Consider the following 16,303-nt stretch of genomic DNA (forward strand, 5'->3'; position numbering starts at 1 on the left):
AATCGTCAGTCGGCAACCCGGCGGTTCCAGGCCCAGAAGGGCGGGGGCAGGGGTCGGCCGGAAGCATAGGCCTCCACAAGGTCGAGCACAGCGCGGGTGACCGTCGGCAGGTCCAGCGCGCGGGCCTCGTCGAGCCCAAACCAGCGGATCTCGTGCAACTCATGGCTGTCGGCGGGCGCAAGGCTTGCGAGCCTGTCCGCCTCCGCGAGGAAGAAGCGGGTATCAAACCGCCGCGTCCGCCCTGGCGGCGTGATGGCGCGGGCGAGATAGGCAAGGCCCGAAAGATCGGGCAGGAAACCGGATGTAACAAAGTGGGACCAGCTCTTGGGGGCGCGGCGCCCGATCTCCCCGCGCTGACCGAGGATGAGCCCGGTTTCCTCGAAAGTCTCGCGAACGGCGGCAAGGGCAAGTGCGCGCGCCAGCCGCGCAAGCGAGGCCAGCGGCCGGCAGGGTGTGCGCACCACTTCGGCTGCCACTTCGGGGCGGAGCTCGGATGCCGCCTGCATGTGCCAGTCGCCGCGGTCGAGCCTGCCGCCTGGGAACACCCACTTGTCGGGCATGAAAGCGTGGCCGCTGGCACGCCGGCCCATCAGAATCTGGAGCCGGCCTTCGTCCTGGCGCAGAAGGACGAGCGTGGCAGCATCGCGCGGGCGTACGGCTTTTGCCATCTCGAACCTCCTTCGCAGCGGGGTGCTGCCAACCTCGCCATCCTGCAAGGGGCAAGGCCCAGGCGCCCGGATTGCCCGGCCCGGCGCCAGCCCCTATGGCGCAGCCGATGGCCGTCCATTTCCATGAAGCTGATCTGCCCTTCAATGCCCTGGCGGCGGGGCCTGTCGCCGTCGATACCGAGACGCTTGGCCTCAACCCGCTGCGCGATCGGCTGTGCCTTGTCCAAATCGCCGATGGTCGAGGCGACGAGCATATCGTCCGAATTACGCGTCCCGAAGCCGCCCCCAATCTGAAGGCGGTGCTCGCCGATCCTGAGCGGCTCAAGATCTTCCACTTCGCGCGCTTCGATCTTGCGGCCATCGAACACTGGCTCGGCGTGATGGCAGCGCCCGCCTGGTGCACGAAGACAGCAAGCCGCTTGACTCGCACCTACACTGACCGACATGGCTTGCGCGATCTCGTGCGCGAACTCCTCGGGGTGGAAATCTCCAAGGCCCAGCAGTCCTCGGACTGGGGGGCTGACGAGCTCAGTGACGCGCAGAAAGACTATGCCGCCTCAGACGTCCGCTATCTGCACCGGCTGAAAGACATTCTCGAGCAGCGGCTGGAGCGCGAAGGGCGCACCGCGCTTGCCAAGGCCTGCTTTGACTTCCTGCCCTGGCGAGCCCGCCTTGACCTTGCCGGCTGGCCCGATGTTGACATTTTCGCCCATGTCTGAAGCTGCAGCCGAATCAGCGGAGGCCATCGCCTTCCGGATGGCGCGCCGGCGGGCAGCGGCACCTGGCGGAAGCCGCGACCGCCTGGTCAAGGTGGCCAAGATCGGTTTTCCCCTTGCTGCCTTCCTGCTCTTCGCAGCTCTGGTGCTGGTTCCGCTCAATGAAGTGCGCGAACTCTCGTTCCTGTTGTCGAAAGATTCCGCAGCCGAGGCAGGCGAGCGGCTACGCGTGATGCAGGCGAGCTATCGCGGGACCACGACGGCTGGCGAGGCCTTCGAGATTTCGGCAGCAAGCGCAGTCCAGAAATCGAGCGATGTGCCAGTGGTGCGCCTTCGGGGTCTTGCTGCGCGGATTGAACGGGCTGACGGGCCAGCAACAGTCACGGCGCCCGGTGGCCTCTATTATCTCGAGACCGGGCGCATCGAAGTTGGCGGACCGATCAAGGTCCGCAGTGCTGCTGGCTATCGTGTCGACGGAGAAAGGCTCATCATCGATCTGGAAGCGAACCAGGTCCACTCCGGACTTCCGGTCTCGGGCGAGCTGCAGATGGGACGGTTCGAGGCTGGCGGGTTCGAGGCCGACCTCCCGGGCAAGCGGGTCGTGCTCACCAACGGTGCGCGTATGCGCCTCTACCCTGACCGGATGAGGATGTCGGCATGAGGAAGCTTGCGCTCGTCGTCGGCCTGGCGCTTGGCCTGCAGGCGATGCCCGCAGCCCCCCAGAGCCTCGCGGCCTCGGCACTGAGGGGCCATGACAATCGTGCCCCGATCGATGTTGACGCCGACCGGATCGAAGTCATCGACACGACAAGCCAGGCGATCTTCAGCGGCAATGTCCGCGTGCGCCAAGGCAGCCTTGCCATCGAGGCGGCACGGATCCGGGTCGCCTATGACCGCACCGGGGGCGGTGACCCCATCATCCGCCGACTCGATGCCGAGGGCGATGTCAAGATGCGCTCGCCGTCCGAGCAGGCGCGCGCGCGGTTTGCCATTTACGATGTCGAGAACCGGATCCTGACCTTGATTGGAGGTGTGGAACTGGCCCGAGGGGTGGAGCGCCTGGCCGGCAACCGGCTCACCATCGACCTCGACAGCGGCCGCTCAACGCTCGATGGGCGGACTTCGGCCTCAGGCCCAGGGGGTCGAGTGACCGGCCGGTTCAAAGTGCCGCAGCAAGGCAAGCTCAGATAAGGTCGCGCGCCGCAAGAAAGGCGCGGATGGCAGCCACGGCTTCGGCTCGCCGGTCGGGCTGGAAGGCATAATAATGTGTGGCACCCCGGATGGTCACGCGCATCTTGTCGGTCGCACCCACGGCTGCAAACAGCCGCTCGGCATGGCTTGGAGTGCAGGCATCATCGGCCGAATTGTCGAGAACAAGGGTGGGGACAGTGCAGAACGGCCCGCAGGCAAGGCCATCCGCCCGGGAGGTGTCGAGGCCCCACTGCGACAGCCAGGACCGCAGTGTCGAGAAGCGGGCAAGCCCGCCTGGGGCGTCGTTGATCTCGCACGGGTCGCCCAGATAGCAGCGCCCAGGCGTCCGGTCATTGGGGTCGAGCGTGGGGTCGAGCCAGCGCGGATCGGCCATGGTGCCGTGGACGATGAAGGCCTGCTCGGCATTGGGGCCATAGCGGTTCCGCAGCAGGTCAAGCCGGTCGCGCACCCAGGCCGTAATCCGCCGATTGCGTTCGACCTGCCGGGCGCGGAAGGCCTCGACCCATTGGGGAGGGTAGGGCGGCTGCGCTGGCGGCGGATCCGCATAGAGGTTCCATGCCGGGTCGCGCGCCAGCGGGTCCGCCTCGTCGGTCACAGACGGGTCAAGCCATTCGGTCAGGGTCTGAGCTCGGCTGACATGGGCGGCAAGCAGCAACATCGCATCCGCTGGCACCAGTTCCGGCACATCAATGGGGTCGCCCGCTGGCGTGTCGGTGACGAAGGGAGCAACAGCCTGGCGCTGGTAGAAGAGCGACAGCGACCCCCCGCCCGACCAGCCGGCGAGAACGATCCGCCGGTAGCCAAGCGCCGTGCGCGCATGCCGCACCCAATGGCCGAGGTCGACAAGCAGCTTCTCCATGAGGAGTGCCGAATCATTGTTGGGGTAGCGCGAGACAGCACAGAGGCAATGGATCCCGTCTTCGGCCAGACCCATGGGCAGGGGCAGATAGTGCATGATCCCCATCGGGTGCATGAAGATGAGCAGGGTCTCGGAAGCAGTTTCGGGCTTCAGGAGATGCCCCTGCAGCGCCACGAGGCCGCCGATCCCGCCATAGCTCTCCTTGACTGTCACCTTCTCATCGAAGACGAGGTGAAGGGGCAGGCGCGCATAGCTCATGTCGCAGCCCGAAGTTCTGCCTTTTGCTCCCGCGTCCGCGCGGTCCATTCGGCCAGCACATCGCGCGCGCTTGCTGCCTCGGCTTCGAGGATCGAGTCATGGTCTGCGGTGCGCGCCGTAATCTCAACCTGGAGGCCATTGGGGTCCCACATGTAGATGGAGCGCACGAAATGATGGTCGATGGGGCCAAAGCAAGGCACGCCAGCGGCATCGAGCTTCGCCTTCCAGGCGCGAAGCGCCTCCTCCGATTCGGCTTCGAAAGCGATGTGGCGGTCAAACCCGTGGGCGGGGCGGAAATGCGCATCGGTTGCGCTGTCAGGCGCATCGAAGAAGGCGATGAAATTGCCGTCCGGAAGCGCGAAGAAGATGTGGACATAGGGGTGGGGCTTGCCCGTCCCCGGCTCCTCCTCGAAGGCGAGCGCAGCCTTGAGCGGCAGCCCCAGCACATCCTCGTAGAAAGCGCGGGTCTCCTCGGCGTCGCGGCACCGAAAGGCACTGTGATGGATCCCTTGAAGCATTGGCTCTCCCATGGCTCAGGCAGCGATCGCCGCCCCGATATAGTCGAGATCGCGTCCCCCGCCGATCGAAAATCCCCGCGTGGGAGACCAGCCGAGCCCCTCCATCCGCGCGACGCGGAATCCGGCTGCTCCGAGTGCGCGCTCCATCTCGTGGGGCCGCAGAAATTTGCGCCAGTCGTGGCCGCCTTTGGGGATGTCGCCCGTCACATATTCGGCGCCGAACTTGACGAGGGCAAGGCTTGCAAGCGTCCGGTTGGGCGTGGAGAAGACGAGGAGCCCTCCGTGCCGCAGCAGCGTGCGAAGGGCAGCGAGGAAGACGCCCACCTCTGCCACATGCTCGACAACCTCGAAGCAGACGGCAAGGTCGAACTGGCCAGGCGCCTCTCTGGCAAGCTCGGTCACCTCGCCGGTAATGTAGCGGATATCGAGCCCGGCAGCTGCTGCATGGGCTTCTGCTACCGCGATTGATTGGACAGCTGCATCAACCCCCGTCGTCGCCGCCCCCATCCGGGCGAGCGCTTCGGTCGCAAGGCCGCCGCCGCAGCCGGCATCGAGCGCAGCGAGGCCAGCAAGTGGACGCCGCGCGCGCGCATCGGCGCCGAGATGCGCGATTGCCGCCTCCCGCACGAAGCCCATGCGCACGGGGTTGATAGCGTGGAGCAGCCGATTGGGGCCGTCCGGGTCCCACCATTGCCCGGCAAGCTTCTCGAAAAGCGCGACATTCCCGGGATCCGCGGTGCCAGTTGCAGGCGCCGGCTCGCTCCGGCGGCTCACCGGACCGGCTGGGTCTTCGACGGCATGCCCGTCCGCCCACCCGGTGCCGGTGGCGTCGGATCGGCAGGAAGCACCCGCCATCCATCGGGACCGAGCGCTTCCAGGGGCGCAAAGCGGCGCTTGTAGTCCATGCTCGGCGAGCCCTTCACCCAGTAGCCGAGATAGACATAGTCCATGCCGACGGCGGCTGCACGCAGGACATGGTCGATGATCATGTAAGTGCCAAGTCCAGCCCGTTCGGGATGCTCGGGGTCGAAGAAGCTGTAGACCATGGAGAGGCCATCGGTCTGCTTGTCCGTTAGGCAGGCGCCAACCAGCCGGCCCGGCCGGCCATTGCGGGTCGGCTCCCGATACTCAACGACGACGGTATCAACGGGAGACGTCTCGATCATGTCGGCAAAGTCGTAGGCGTCCATGCTCGCCATCCCGCCATCGGGATGGCGGATGGAAAGATAGCGCTTCAACAGCGCGAACTGCTCTTCTGTTGCCCAAGGATCACAGGCTGCGACCTCGAGGTCAGCATTGCGGCGGATGAGCCGGCGCTGCGAGGCAGAGGGGCGGAAGGCCGATGCCACAATGCGAACCGAAACGCAGGCCGAACAGCCCTCGCAGCTCGGCCGGTAGACCACATTTTGGCTGCGGCGGAAACCGATTCGGCCAAGGCTCTCTGACATGCGCGCGGCATCGCTGCCGCGCAGCTCGGCAAACACCTTCCGCTCGACCTTGCCCGGAAGATAGGGGCAGGGTGCCCGTGCGGTGATAAAAAAGCGGGGAAAGCGCGTCGGCTGGTCAGTCATTGGCTGCAACTCACAACCATGCCGTGCACCGCCGGCAGTCGCCGTTTGCCAGCCGCCGCAATCCTGCCAGCCGCCTTCACCCTTGCCTGTGCCGAAGGCGCCACTTCTGCCCGAGTCACTTCTGCCCGTCCTCCCGCAGATGCACGCGCGCAACGCGCCCAAATCAAACTTTGCACACAGGTGGGGGCAGGCGCAACGCCCTCGCGCCCGCTGCGACCTCTCGCAACGGGGAGGCGCCGACCCCTCGCACCCATCGCCAAGGGACGGCCGAACTGGCCCAATCCTAGCAGCAGCGCGCCAGCATTGGTGCGCCGATCGGTCCAATATGGCAGCAGAGGCGTGCACGGCTGCAGCCGGTTTGCATCAGGCAAGCTCGATCCGGCTGACGTCAAAGCCGGAGCCCTGGAGCGCTTCAATCAGGCGCTCCAGATGCTCAGGCCCGCGAGTCTCGCACTCGATCTCCGTAATAAGGCCCTTTGCCGGCAGGGTGGTGAAGATCCGGTGATGGGACACTTCGAGGATGTTGACCTGCTGTTGGTCGAAGATCCGCGCCACTGCATAGAGCTGGCCTGGCCGGTCCTTCAGCCGAATCCGAAGACGCGCCAGCCGTCCCGAGCGGGCGAGATCTCTGAGCAGCACATTGGCCAACAACCGCGTGTCGATATTGCCGCCACAAAGGATGAGCCCTACGGTGCGGCCGCGAAACCGGCGCGGATTGGCAATCAGGGCCGCAAGCCCGGCAGCCCCTGCCCCCTCGACCACCGTTTTCTCGATTGCAAGCAAAAGTGCGACTGCGCGTTCGAGATCGCGTTCGCCAACGAGGAGGATATCGGAGACCAGGGCCCGCACGATGGGCACGGTCAGTGCCCCCGGCGCCTTGACGGCAATCCCCTCAGCAAGCGTGTCCCCATCTGCGACCACCGGCTCGCCGGCAAGCGTTGCCTTCATGGACGGGTAGAGCTCGGCCTGCACGCCGAGCACCTCGATGCGCGGGTCCACCTGGCGGGCAACGATTGCTGTCCCGGAAATGAGGCCGCCGCCGCCGACCGGCACGATCAGCGTGTCGATGTCGGGCGCATCCGCGAGCATCTCCAGCGCCGCTGTGCCCTGGCCAGCGATGATCTTCGGGTCATCATAAGGGTGAACGAAGACAAGGCGGCGCTTCTCCGCGAGCATCCGCGCATGGTCGAAACTCTCCTCGAGCTTCTCGCCATGGAGCACGACCAGGGCATCATGGCTCTCGGTCTGCTGCACCTTGATGAGCGGGGTGTGACGCGGCATCACGATGGTCGCCGGAATTCCCAGCCGCCGCGCATGATAGGCGAGCCCCTGGGCATGGTTTCCTGCCGACATGGCAATGACTCCCCGCTCCCGCTCGTCTGCGCTGAGGGCCAGCAGCCGGTTCAACGCCCCCCGCTCCTTGTAGGCGGCAGTGAACTGGAGATTTTCGAACTTGAGCCACACCTTGGCTCCGGTCAGCTCGGAAAGCGTGCGGGAATGGAGCGTGGGCGTGCGGATAATCTGGCCAGCGATCGCCTTTGCTGCCGCCTCGACATCGGCAAAGGTCACCGGAAGCTCGGCAAAGGGAGCAGCAGAGAGGGTCGCCATGGCACCGGCGCGGCTAGCGCATGCCTGGCTTTCGCGCAAAGGGAAAGGCGGACCCCCTTGCCTGCTTGCCCACACCACGGCAGGCCTCCTGCGATGTCTCGCCTTCTTGCTGCTCTTTTTGCCCCGCTCCTCCTCATTGCTTTCCCGGCCGGCGCACGCACGCTCATCGTCAATGCCAATATCCTGAGCCTTGATGCCGACGGCCGAGTTGAGCGCTATGCCATGCTCTTGGCAGGCGATGACGGCCGCATCGAGGCCATGGTCCCGCTGGGCGGCCGCGAACCTCCACTCAAGCCAGGGGACTACCGCCTGGACGCCCGCGGTGCCACCATCCTTCCGGGCTTCATTGACTCCCACCTCCATCTGATGGGGCTGGGGCTGCGCCTTATCGCGCTTGACCTTGCGCCCGCGCGCTCGCTCGACGAGGCCCTCGATAGGGTCCGGCGCCATGCCGCAAGGCTTCCGGCTGGCGCTTGGGTGACTGGCGGCGGTTGGAACCAGGTCCGCTGGGGCGCCGGCTTCCCAACGGCAGCCGATCTTGACCGCGCGGTTGCCGACCGGCCCGCAGCGCTCCAGCGCACCGACGGCCATGCACTCTGGGTCAACAGCGCGGTGCTGAAGGCTGCTGGTATCACCCGCGCCACCCGGGATCCGCCAGGCGGCCGGATCTTGCGCGACTCTGCCGGCAACCCGACCGGAATCCTGGTTGACGCGGCGATGGACCTGGTGCGGCCACCACCTCCGGGCGCGCTCGAGCGCGACAAGGCGCTTGCCACTGCCCTTGCCCATCTTGCCGAGCTTGGAGTGACAAGCGTCCATGACATGGGAGTCACGCCAGCAGACTGGAACCTCTTCCGCGCCTTCGGCGATGCTGGAAGGCTCACGGTCCGCATAACCGGCTATGCTGCTGGAATGGAGGCAGCCGACGATATTGCGCCGCTTGGGCCCACGCCCTGGCTCTATGACGGGCGCCTCAGGCTGCAGGGGGTCAAGCTCTATGCGGATGGCGCACTCGGCTCGCGCGGCGCCTGGCTCAAGGCGCCCTATGCCGATGAGCCGGGCAACCGCGGCCTGCGCCTGCTCGACCACGCAAGGCTGCGCAACTTGATGAGCCGCGCCAATTTCGCCGGCTACCAGCTTGCCGTCCACGCCATTGGTGACGCTGCCAACGCCGAGGTGCTCAACGCCTACGCCGAGATCGCGCCCGCCTACGGCTCCGGTCTTCGGAACCGGATCGAGCATGCCCAGGTGCTCGATCCAGCCGACATCCCCCGCTTCCGGGCGCTCGGTGTGACCGCCTCGATGCAACCGATCCACGCCACTTCTGACCGCACCATGGCCGAGGCCCGGCTCGGACTGGACCGCCTCGCTGGTGCCTATGCCTGGAGGAGCCTGCTCGCCTCGGGCGCGCTTCTGGCCTTCGGTTCGGATGCGCCAGTCGAGCCCGCCAACCCCTTCCTTGGCCTCCATGCCGCCACCACGCGCGCGGGCTGGCGCACCGAGGAAGCACTTTCGCTCGAAGCCGCGCTCGCTGGCTTCACTGTCTGGGCAGCGAGAGCCGGACTTGCCGACGGCAGGGCAGGGCGGCTGGTGCCGGGTGCCTTTGCCGACTTCATCTTGCTTGACGAGGACCCGTTCCAGGTTCCGCTCGACCGCCTCAAGGACTTGAACGTCCGCGAGACCTGGGTTGCTGGCGTGCGCGTGTTCCAGCGCGGCGCTGGCGCTGCTACGCCGTGGCAGCCGTAAGGCGCGCCGCGCCGGCCCGGTCGAGTGAAAGGCGCGACAGTCCCTTGGGAAGCCCCGCGGCCAGTGTCTCGACAATGCGCTCTGCCACCACTTCGGGTGGCTTGAGCTTTGCCTGGTCCTCGCCGGGATAGGCCTCTCGCCGCATGCGGGTTGCCGTCCCGCCCGGGTCGACCACCAGCACGCGAAGCCCAAGCGCGGTCATCTCGTCCGCATAGGTGCCAAGAAGCACTTCAAGTGCAGCCTTGGAGGCAGCATAGGGCCCCCAATAGGCCCGGCCGCCGGCAGCCACGCTTGAGGTCAGGCCCACCACGGTGCCGCGCGCCCGCCGCAGCAGCGGATCAAAGGCACGCAGGAGCCGCCACTGCGCGGTCACGTTGAGCGCGATGACGTCCTCAAACGCGCGCGGGGCAACATGTCCAAGCGGTGCAAGCGTGCCCAGCATTGCCGCGTTGAGGACAAGAAGGGAAAGCCGGTCCCAGCGCGCGGCAACGGCTGCTCCCAGCCGGTCAATATCGTCGAAGACGGCAAGGTCGAGCGGCGCAATCGTCGCTGTCCCTCCTGCTGCGTGGATCTTGTCCTCGGTTGCAACCAGGCGCTTCTCGTCGCGCCCGGTCAGAAGCAGGTGATAGCCGGCAGAAGAGAGCGCGATTGCAAGTGCAGCGCCGATCCCTCGGCTGGCACCCGTCACCAGCGCCAGCGGCTTCATGGGCGCAGCGTCCGTCACTTTGCAGCTGCCATCAGCGCAAGCTGGCCAGCATCGTCTTGGGCTTCCTGGTCGGTCAGACGGGTCGGGTAGGCGCCAGTGAAGCAGGCGTCGCAATGGCTCGGGGCAATGCCATTGCGGCAGGGCTCACCAAGCGCCCGGTAGAGGCCATCGATCGACAGGAAGGCGAGGCTGTCAGCGCCGATGAACGCGCGCATCGCCTCAAGATCCATCTGCGCTGCCAGAAGCTTGGAGCGGACTGGGGTGTCCACGCCATAAAAGCAGCTGTGGGTGGTGGGCGGCGAGGCAACTCTGAGATGGACTTCCCGCGCGCCGGCATCGCGCAACATTTGCACGATCTTGACCGAGGTGGTCCCGCGCACCACCGAATCGTCGATGAGCACCAGCCGTTTGCCGTTGATGAGCGCGCGGTTGGCATTGTGCTTGAGCTTGACGCCCAAGTGCCTGACGGCCTCGCCGGGCTGGATGAAGGTGCGCCCGACATAATGGCTGCGGATGATCCCGAGTTCGAAGGGAATCTGCGCTGCCTGGGCATAGCCGATCGCCGCTGGTGTTCCCGAATCGGGCACTGGCACCACCATGTCGGCCTCAACCCCGGCCTCGCGAGCAAGCTCGGCCCCGATGCGTTTCCTGACCTCGTAGATCGAAAGCCCGTCCGACTGCGAATCTGGCCGTGAGAAATAGACATGCTCGAAGATGCAGGGCCGCGGCCGCTGCGGCGGAAAAGGGTTGAGCGAGCGGATCCCAAGTGAGTCGACAATCACAAGTTCGCCCGGCTCCACGTCACGCAGATAGGTCGCCCCAACCACATCGAGCGCAACCGTCTCGGAGGCAAAGATGACGGCCTCGCCCATCAGGCCCATCACCAGTGGGCGGAAGCCGAGCGGGTCCCGCGTGGCGATCAGCCCCTCGCGCGTGAGGCACACTAAGGACCAGGCCCCCTCCAGCGCCTTCAGCGCATCGATGAAGCGGTCGAGCAGCGTCGGCTGCGGCGAGGTCGCAACAAGATGGATGATGACCTCGGTGTCGCTCGTTGACTGGAAGATGGCCCCGCGGCGGATCAGCGCCTCCCGCAAGGCCATCGCGTTGGAGAGATTGCCATTGTGCGAGACGGCGAATCCGCCCACGGCCAGCTCGGCGAACAGCGGCTGGACATTGCGCAGCGCCGAGGCCCCGGTCGTTGCGTAGCGGTTGTGGCCGATGGCGACGCGCCCCTTGAGCTCGCCCATCACGTCCGGGCGGTCGAAATTGCCAGCCACATGCCCCATCGCCCGATGGGCGTGGAATTCGCTGCCATCGAAGCTGACAATGCCGGCGGCTTCCTGCCCGCGGTGCTGGAGCGCATGGAGCCCAAGAGCGACTGCTGCTGCCGCCTGGTCCACGCCAAAGACGCCAAAGACGCCGCATTCCTCGTGGAATCGGTCGTCATCGCCCAGCGGGTCGTCGCGCCCACCCGCACAAGGTTGAAGGCCTGCCATTGCCATGTCCACTGCGCTCCCCCGCCCCATAGAAGCTTCGCCTCGCCTTGTCGCTAGGCAAACCGTCATCGAGGCGGCAAAAGGCACCCATGTCTGAGCCCTTCCTGCCGAAGTTCAACTCCGCCGGCCTTGTGACTGCTGTCGTCACGGATGCGTCAACCGGCACCCTCCTGATGGTTGCTTACATGAACGCCGAGGCGATCGCGCTGACGCAGGCAACGGGCGAGGCCCATTTCTGGTCCCGATCCCGCCAGCGGCTGTGGAAAAAGGGCGAGACTTCGGGCCATGTCCTCGAGGTGGTCGAGATCCGGGTCGATTGCGATCAGGATTCGCTCTGGCTGCGCGCCCGGCCGCGCGGCCCTGCCTGCCACACGGGGGCTTCTAGCTGCTTCTTCCGCCGCCTCGGGCCGGAGGGAACGCTGCACCGGCTGGCAATCTAAATTTCTGCTCCAAACAGCCGTCAAAACCGGTGGTGATGGTCTCCCCCCGGCCAGCACCGCGCCCAGGGTCGTGAACCCGCTGCTCCAGCCAGGCCAAGCTCCTCCTGAGGCCGGCTGGAGCAGCAAAGCGCGGTTCGCGAGCAAAAGGGGCTCCGCGCTTGTGCTGCGCGAAGCCCCCCACCAAAAGTGCGGAAATCGCCGTCGCTCAGGCCGCTGCGATCTTGCGGCGACGGACGGCAAAGCCCACCAGCCCGAAGCCAGCAATCAGCATTGCCCAAGTGCCAGGCTCAGGGATGACGCCCTGCTTCAGCAGGAAGGGGTTGTTCGCCTCAAAATTGGCGCGCAGGCCATAGGAGAACCTGGCGGTCGCAAGGTCGGGAATATCACAGAGAATGAAGTTGAGATAATCCCGGTCTCCCAGTTCATCGACAATAAGACCGCTGCACTTGTCAGACGTGCGCGGGATGCCGCTTCCCTGGGCGAAGCTCAGACCGTCAAAATTATTGGACGGGATGAATGCCCCTGGACTTCCGAAGCCCAGTTCATGGGAAAAGCTCGGCCAATTTTTGCCCGTGAGGTTGACCATGAACTTGTCCACAACGTAATTTTTGCCCGGCTCCAAGCCATCCAGCTTGAGATAGACGAATCTGTCGGTTGTGGGACCCCAGGTCTCGACAATCTCGATCACATTTCCTCTGAGGTTCCAGCTAAAAGACAGCAGATTCCCAGCCTCTTGGGTGACAGTAACAGCAACGGCAGGTGCTGAGAGAAAACTGGCAAAAGCGAGGACACTCGCCGCCAGCGGCGTTGAGATGCGCATGGATTCCTCCTCTAGACTTGGGCAACCTTCTGCCCGCTCTTGGCTATGCAAGTTTCATGCCAAGTCCCTGACGCAGAGGATGGCGAGGAAACGGAACCGGTTAACAACCAGTAACCATCGCCCGAATGTTCCAGAGTGTAAAATTTTCCGACAGGCTGAAATATTTCTGTCATGAAACTCGGGCTGCGGCCCGACCCACTTGACGTTAACGTCAACTGGTGGCAGCAGGTGCGCAATGGCTCTGCGGCAGCGCTACAGCATCGGCGATTTGGTCAAGGAATTCGGCGTGACTGCGCGCACCCTTCGCTTCTACGAGGATCAGGGCCTGCTGCAGCCGGAACGCCGGGGCGTTTGCCGCTCCTATTCGCGCGCTGACCGCGCCCGTCTTGCCTGGATCCTTCGGGGCCGAGCCGTCGGCTTTTCGCTAGCGGAAATCCGCGAACTTCTCGATCTTTATGCGCCCGGCCCGGCGCGACGCCCCCAGCTCCAGGCCGCACTCCGCAAATGCCAGGAAAAACTGCAGGAACTGAACAGCAAGCGTCACGCCATTGACCATATCGCAAGCGAACTGGAACAGTTTATCGCCACGCTTCAAACCCAGCTCAACGTCATGGAGTAAGCCATGCCTGCCACCTTCAAGGCGCCGCTCAAGGATACCCGCTTCGTTCTGCGTCATGTCTGTGGTCTCGATCGCTACCGGAACCTTCCAGGCTTCGCCGAGGCCACGCCCGATCTCGTGAATGCGATCCTTGAAGAAGGGGCGAAATTCGTGGAACAGGTGCTCGCGCCCCTGAACCAGGTCGGTGATCGCGAGGGCTGCACCCGGCACCCGGATGGCAGCGTCACCACGCCGACCGGTTTTCGGGACGCCTATCGCCAGTTTGTCGAAGGGGGCTGGGGCACGCTCATGGCGCCCAAGGAATATGGCGGCCAGGGCCTGCCTCATGTCATTGGCTCCGCTTTCGAGGAATATCTCTCCGCAGCCAACATGGCCTTTGCCATGTATCCCGGGCTCACCCAGGGCGCGGTCTCGGCGCTCCTCGTCGCTGGCTCAGAAGCGCAGAAAGCGCTCTATGTCCCGCCCATGGTCGAAGGCCGCTGGACTGGCACCATGAACTTGACTGAGCCTCACGCTGGCACCGATCTTGGTCTCATCCGCACTCGTGCCGAGCCGCAGGAGGACGGCAGCTGGAAAATTTCCGGCACCAAGATCTTCATCTCGTCTGGCGAGCATGATTTGTCCGAGAACATCATCCACCTTGTCCTCGCCAAAACTCCAGGCGCGCCTGACTCCGTCAAGGGAATCTCGCTCTTCCTCGTGCCCAAATATCTGGTGAACCCGGATGGATCGCTTGGAGCCCGCAATGCCCTCTCCTGCGGGGCGATCGAGCACAAGATGGGGATCCACGGCAATTCCACCTGTGTCATGAACTATGACGGCGCCACCGGCTTCCTCGTGGGGGAAGAGATGAAGGGCTTGCGCGCCATGTTCGTCATGATGAACGTGGCCCGCTTGGGCGTTGGCGTGCAGGGCCTGGGGCAAGCTGAAGTCGCCTACCAGAATGCGGCCGCCTATGCCAAGGAGCGCCTCCAGGGCCGCGCCCTCACCGGCGCAAAGAAGAGCGACGCCAAGGCAGACCCGATCCTCGTCCACCCTGACGTCCGCCGCATGCTGCTCGATGCCCGCGCCTTCATCGAGGGTGCGCGTGCGCTCTCTCTCTGGGCGGCGCTTCAGGCTGACCTTGCCCGCCATGCCGAAACTGCCGAGGCGCGCGAAGAGGCCGAGGATCTTCTCTCGCTCCTCACGCCAGTCATCAAGGCCTATCTGACGGACAAGGGCTATTTCCACGCAACCCAGGCCCAGCAGGTCTTTGGTGGCCACGGCTATATTGCCGAATGGGGCATGGAGCAGTTTGTCCGCGACGCCCGCATCGCCATGATCTACGAGGGCGCCAACGGCATCCAGGCGCTTGATCTCGTCGGCCGCAAGCTTGCCACCAACGGTGGCCGCAGCCTGCGCCGCTTCTTGGCGCTCGTCGAGGCCGAGATCGAGGAAGCAAAACGCCATGACGCGCTCGCGCCCTTCGCTGGCGATCTTGCGGCCGCAAAAGCCGACCTTGAGGGTGCTACCATGTGGCTGATGGAAAAGGCCTTCGCCAACCCTGACCATGCCGGTGCTGGTGCGACTGCCTATCTCGAACTGATGGCCCTTGTCGCCTTCGGGATGCTCTGGCTCCGGATGCTCCGCGCAGCCGACATGGCCGAGAGCGAGGACCCGGCCTTCCTCAACGCCAAGCGAATCGTCGGCCGCCACTTCTTCGAACGCCACTTGCCGGATGCGCCCGCCCTTGCCCGCAAGGTGAAGGCAGGCGCCGATACCATCATGGCCATGCCCGAAGCGGCATTCTGACAACAAGTGGAGCTTGCCTCCTGCGCCTACCCGGCGCAGCGCGAACAGGACGGAGGACCCGATGACGGAAGCTTATATCTATGATGCCGTGCGCACGCCCCGTGGCAAGGGCCGCAAGGACGGCGCGCTCCACGAGATCACGCCGATCCAGCTTGCAACCCAGGTGCTGGAAGCGGTGCGCGACAGGAACGGCCTTGATACGGCCCTTGTGGATGACGTCATCCTTGGCTGCGTTGCCCCCGTTGGTGAGCAGGGGGCCGATATTGCCCGGATTGCCGTGCTCAATGCCGGCTATGCCGAGACGACCGCCGGTGTGCAGGTCAACCGCTTCTGCGCAAGTGGTCTTGAGGCCTGCAATATCGCCGCCGCCAAGGTGATTGCCGGCGAAGCCGAGTTCGCCATCGGCGGCGGAGTTGAAAGCATGTCCCGCGTGCCCATGGGCTCGGATGGCGGCGCCTGGGCGATGGATCCGGCAGTTGCCTTCAAAACCTATTTTGCTCCCCAGGGGATTGGTGCAGACCTCATTGCCACCATCGACGGCTTCTCCCGCGATGATGTCGATGCCTATGCAGTCGAATCCCAGAAGCGTGCGGCAATCGCCTGGAAGGAAGGCCGGTTTGCGAAGTCGGTCGTCCCGGTCAAGGACGTCATCGGCGAAATCGTCCTCGACCATGACGAGCATATGCGGCCCTCAACCGACATGCAGTCCTTGGCAAGCCTTGCCCCCTCCTTTGCTGCCATCGGCGAGCAAATGCCGGGCTTTGATGAAATCGCCAAGATCCGCTACCCCGAAGTCGAACGCGTGAACCATGTCCATCATGCCGGCAATTCCTCCGGCATTGTCGATGGTGCGTCGGCGGTTCTCATCGGCTCAAAGGCGGCCGGCGAGAAGGCGGGGCTCAAGCCGCGCGCCCGCATCCGCGGCATGGCCTCCATCGGCTCCGAGCCGCTCATCATGCTGACAGGCCCCACCTATGTGACGCAGAAGCTTCTGAAGCGTCTCGGCATGCGGGTGGAGGATATTGATCTTTACGAACTCAACGAGGCGTTTGCGAGCGTGGTGCTGCGCATGATGAAGCATCTCGAGATCCCGCACGAGAAGATGAACGTGAACGGCGGCGCGATCGCCATGGGCCACCCGCTGGGTGCCACGGGGGGCATGATTCTGGGCACGGTTCTCGACGAGCTCGAGCGGCGCGACCTCAACACCGCGCTTGTGACCCTGTGTGTTGGCGCCGGCATGGGCACGGCTGCCGTCATTGAGCGCGTGTAGGC

The 16,303-nt window shown here is 65.0% G+C and carries 17 protein-coding genes; 8 read left to right on the forward strand and 9 right to left on the reverse strand.

Features of this window, described 5'->3' with window-relative positions; genetic code table 11:
• Positions 1-5: 5 nt before the first annotated feature.
• Positions 6-668, reverse strand: a complete 663-nt coding sequence (locus ACWIQA_RS04860) for an NUDIX hydrolase (RefSeq protein WP_448581940.1) — start codon at positions 666-668, stop codon at positions 6-8.
• Between the two features lie 107 nt (positions 669-775).
• Between ACWIQA_RS04860 and ACWIQA_RS04865 the strand changes: the two genes are divergently transcribed.
• The 3 genes from ACWIQA_RS04865 to ACWIQA_RS04875 are packed head-to-tail and all read left to right on the forward strand — an operon-like array spanning position 776 to position 2,575.
• A complete protein-coding gene (locus ACWIQA_RS04865; RefSeq protein ID WP_448581941.1) occupies positions 776-1,387 on the forward strand; it encodes a ribonuclease D in 612 nt (203 codons plus the stop codon).
• The gene (locus ACWIQA_RS04870; RefSeq protein WP_448581942.1) at positions 1,362-2,045 is read left to right on the forward strand and encodes an LPS export ABC transporter periplasmic protein LptC; all 684 of its coding nucleotides are present in this window, start codon (positions 1,362-1,364) and stop codon (positions 2,043-2,045) included. Before ACWIQA_RS04865 ends, ACWIQA_RS04870 begins: the two co-directional genes overlap by 26 nt.
• On the forward strand, positions 2,042-2,575 hold the full coding sequence (locus ACWIQA_RS04875; RefSeq protein WP_448581943.1) for an LptA/OstA family protein: 534 nt from the start codon (positions 2,042-2,044) through the stop codon (positions 2,573-2,575). The genes ACWIQA_RS04870 and ACWIQA_RS04875 overlap by 4 nt, the downstream gene beginning before the upstream one ends.
• On the opposite strand, the gene ACWIQA_RS04880 is transcribed toward ACWIQA_RS04875, so the two are convergent.
• The 5 genes from ACWIQA_RS04880 to ACWIQA_RS04900 all read right to left on the reverse strand — a co-directional run bounded on the left by ACWIQA_RS04880 (position 2,568) and on the right by ACWIQA_RS04900 (position 7,410).
• Positions 2,568-3,713, reverse strand: coding sequence for an alpha/beta hydrolase (locus ACWIQA_RS04880; protein ID WP_448581944.1), 1,146 nt, complete (start codon positions 3,711-3,713; stop codon positions 2,568-2,570). The genes ACWIQA_RS04875 and ACWIQA_RS04880 overlap by 8 nt on opposite strands.
• A complete protein-coding gene (locus ACWIQA_RS04885) occupies positions 3,710-4,231 on the reverse strand; it encodes a VOC family protein (RefSeq protein WP_448581945.1) in 522 nt (173 codons plus the stop codon). Before ACWIQA_RS04885 ends, ACWIQA_RS04880 begins: the two co-directional genes overlap by 4 nt.
• Before the next feature lie 15 nt (positions 4,232-4,246).
• The gene (gene ubiG / locus ACWIQA_RS04890; RefSeq protein ID WP_448581946.1) at positions 4,247-5,005 is read right to left on the reverse strand and encodes a bifunctional 2-polyprenyl-6-hydroxyphenol methylase/3-demethylubiquinol 3-O-methyltransferase UbiG; all 759 of its coding nucleotides are present in this window, start codon (positions 5,003-5,005) and stop codon (positions 4,247-4,249) included.
• Complete coding sequence (locus tag ACWIQA_RS04895; RefSeq protein ID WP_448581947.1) at positions 5,002-5,802, reverse strand: arginyltransferase; 801 nt, start codon at positions 5,800-5,802, stop codon at positions 5,002-5,004. Before ACWIQA_RS04895 ends, ubiG begins: the two co-directional genes overlap by 4 nt.
• Positions 5,803-6,165: 363 nt before the next feature.
• Positions 6,166-7,410, reverse strand: a complete 1,245-nt coding sequence (locus ACWIQA_RS04900) for a threonine ammonia-lyase (RefSeq protein ID WP_448581948.1) — start codon at positions 7,408-7,410, stop codon at positions 6,166-6,168.
• 93 nt (positions 7,411-7,503) lie between these two features.
• Here ACWIQA_RS04900 and ACWIQA_RS04905 point away from each other — a divergent pair, with 93 nt between their 5' ends.
• Positions 7,504-9,156, forward strand: coding sequence for an amidohydrolase (locus ACWIQA_RS04905; RefSeq protein ID WP_448581949.1), 1,653 nt, complete (start codon positions 7,504-7,506; stop codon positions 9,154-9,156).
• Here ACWIQA_RS04905 and ACWIQA_RS04910 read toward each other — a convergent pair.
• Positions 9,137-9,880 carry an SDR family NAD(P)-dependent oxidoreductase gene (locus ACWIQA_RS04910; protein WP_448581950.1) on the reverse strand — a complete coding sequence of 248 codons (744 nt, stop codon included), beginning with the start codon at positions 9,878-9,880 and terminating at the stop codon, positions 9,137-9,139. The two genes, ACWIQA_RS04905 and ACWIQA_RS04910, sit on opposite strands and share 20 nt — an antisense overlap.
• Entirely contained in the window at positions 9,877-11,358 is a 1,482-nt protein-coding gene (gene purF, locus ACWIQA_RS04915; protein ID WP_448581951.1) for an amidophosphoribosyltransferase, read from the reverse strand. The genes ACWIQA_RS04910 and purF overlap by 4 nt, the downstream gene beginning before the upstream one ends.
• Before the next feature lie 89 nt (positions 11,359-11,447).
• Between purF and hisI the strand changes: the two genes are divergently transcribed.
• The gene (hisI, locus tag ACWIQA_RS04920) at positions 11,448-11,798 is read left to right on the forward strand and encodes a phosphoribosyl-AMP cyclohydrolase (protein WP_448581952.1); all 351 of its coding nucleotides are present in this window, start codon (positions 11,448-11,450) and stop codon (positions 11,796-11,798) included.
• 205 nt (positions 11,799-12,003) lie between these two features.
• Here the strand turns inward: hisI and ACWIQA_RS04925 are convergent, their stop codons facing one another.
• Positions 12,004-12,618: a PEPxxWA-CTERM sorting domain-containing protein gene (locus tag ACWIQA_RS04925; RefSeq protein ID WP_448581953.1), complete on the reverse strand. Its 615-nt coding sequence runs from the start codon at positions 12,616-12,618 to the stop codon at positions 12,004-12,006.
• 235 nt (positions 12,619-12,853) lie between these two features.
• On the opposite strand from ACWIQA_RS04925, the gene ACWIQA_RS04930 reads away from it, so the two are divergent.
• From ACWIQA_RS04930 to ACWIQA_RS04940, 3 genes are all read left to right on the forward strand, one after another.
• Positions 12,854-13,237, forward strand: coding sequence for a MerR family transcriptional regulator (locus ACWIQA_RS04930; RefSeq protein ID WP_448581954.1), 384 nt, complete (start codon positions 12,854-12,856; stop codon positions 13,235-13,237).
• 3 nt (positions 13,238-13,240) lie between these two features.
• On the forward strand, positions 13,241-15,028 hold the full coding sequence (locus tag ACWIQA_RS04935; RefSeq protein ID WP_448581955.1) for an acyl-CoA dehydrogenase C-terminal domain-containing protein: 1,788 nt from the start codon (positions 13,241-13,243) through the stop codon (positions 15,026-15,028).
• Between the two features lie 61 nt (positions 15,029-15,089).
• Positions 15,090-16,301, forward strand: a complete 1,212-nt coding sequence (locus ACWIQA_RS04940) for an acetyl-CoA C-acetyltransferase (RefSeq protein ID WP_448581956.1) — start codon at positions 15,090-15,092, stop codon at positions 16,299-16,301.
• Positions 16,302-16,303 lie beyond the last annotated feature (2 nt).

The organism is Thermaurantiacus sp., assembly GCF_053487655.1.

Coding starts and splice junctions, on each gene's coding strand:
- ACWIQA_RS04860 (WP_448581940.1), bottom strand. CDS start 668: ATGGCAAAAGCCGTACGCCCGCGCGATGCTGCCACGCTCGTCCTTCTG.
- ACWIQA_RS04865 (WP_448581941.1), top strand. CDS start 776: ATGGCCGTCCATTTCCATGAAGCTGATCTGCCCTTCAATGCCCTGGCG.
- ACWIQA_RS04870 (WP_448581942.1), top strand. CDS start 1,362: ATGTTGACATTTTCGCCCATGTCTGAAGCTGCAGCCGAATCAGCGGAG.
- ACWIQA_RS04875 (WP_448581943.1), top strand. CDS start 2,042: ATGAGGAAGCTTGCGCTCGTCGTCGGCCTGGCGCTTGGCCTGCAGGCG.
- ACWIQA_RS04880 (WP_448581944.1), bottom strand. CDS start 3,713: ATGAGCTATGCGCGCCTGCCCCTTCACCTCGTCTTCGATGAGAAGGTG.
- ACWIQA_RS04885 (WP_448581945.1), bottom strand. CDS start 4,231: ATGCTTCAAGGGATCCATCACAGTGCCTTTCGGTGCCGCGACGCCGAG.
- ACWIQA_RS04895 (WP_448581947.1), bottom strand. CDS start 5,802: ATGACTGACCAGCCGACGCGCTTTCCCCGCTTTTTTATCACCGCACGG.
- ACWIQA_RS04900 (WP_448581948.1), bottom strand. CDS start 7,410: ATGGCGACCCTCTCTGCTGCTCCCTTTGCCGAGCTTCCGGTGACCTTT.
- ACWIQA_RS04905 (WP_448581949.1), top strand. CDS start 7,504: ATGTCTCGCCTTCTTGCTGCTCTTTTTGCCCCGCTCCTCCTCATTGCT.
- purF (WP_448581951.1), bottom strand. CDS start 11,358: ATGGCAGGCCTTCAACCTTGTGCGGGTGGGCGCGACGACCCGCTGGGC.
- hisI (WP_448581952.1), top strand. CDS start 11,448: ATGTCTGAGCCCTTCCTGCCGAAGTTCAACTCCGCCGGCCTTGTGACT.
- ACWIQA_RS04925 (WP_448581953.1), bottom strand. CDS start 12,618: ATGCGCATCTCAACGCCGCTGGCGGCGAGTGTCCTCGCTTTTGCCAGT.
- ACWIQA_RS04930 (WP_448581954.1), top strand. CDS start 12,854: ATGGCTCTGCGGCAGCGCTACAGCATCGGCGATTTGGTCAAGGAATTC.
- ACWIQA_RS04935 (WP_448581955.1), top strand. CDS start 13,241: ATGCCTGCCACCTTCAAGGCGCCGCTCAAGGATACCCGCTTCGTTCTG.
- ACWIQA_RS04940 (WP_448581956.1), top strand. CDS start 15,090: ATGACGGAAGCTTATATCTATGATGCCGTGCGCACGCCCCGTGGCAAG.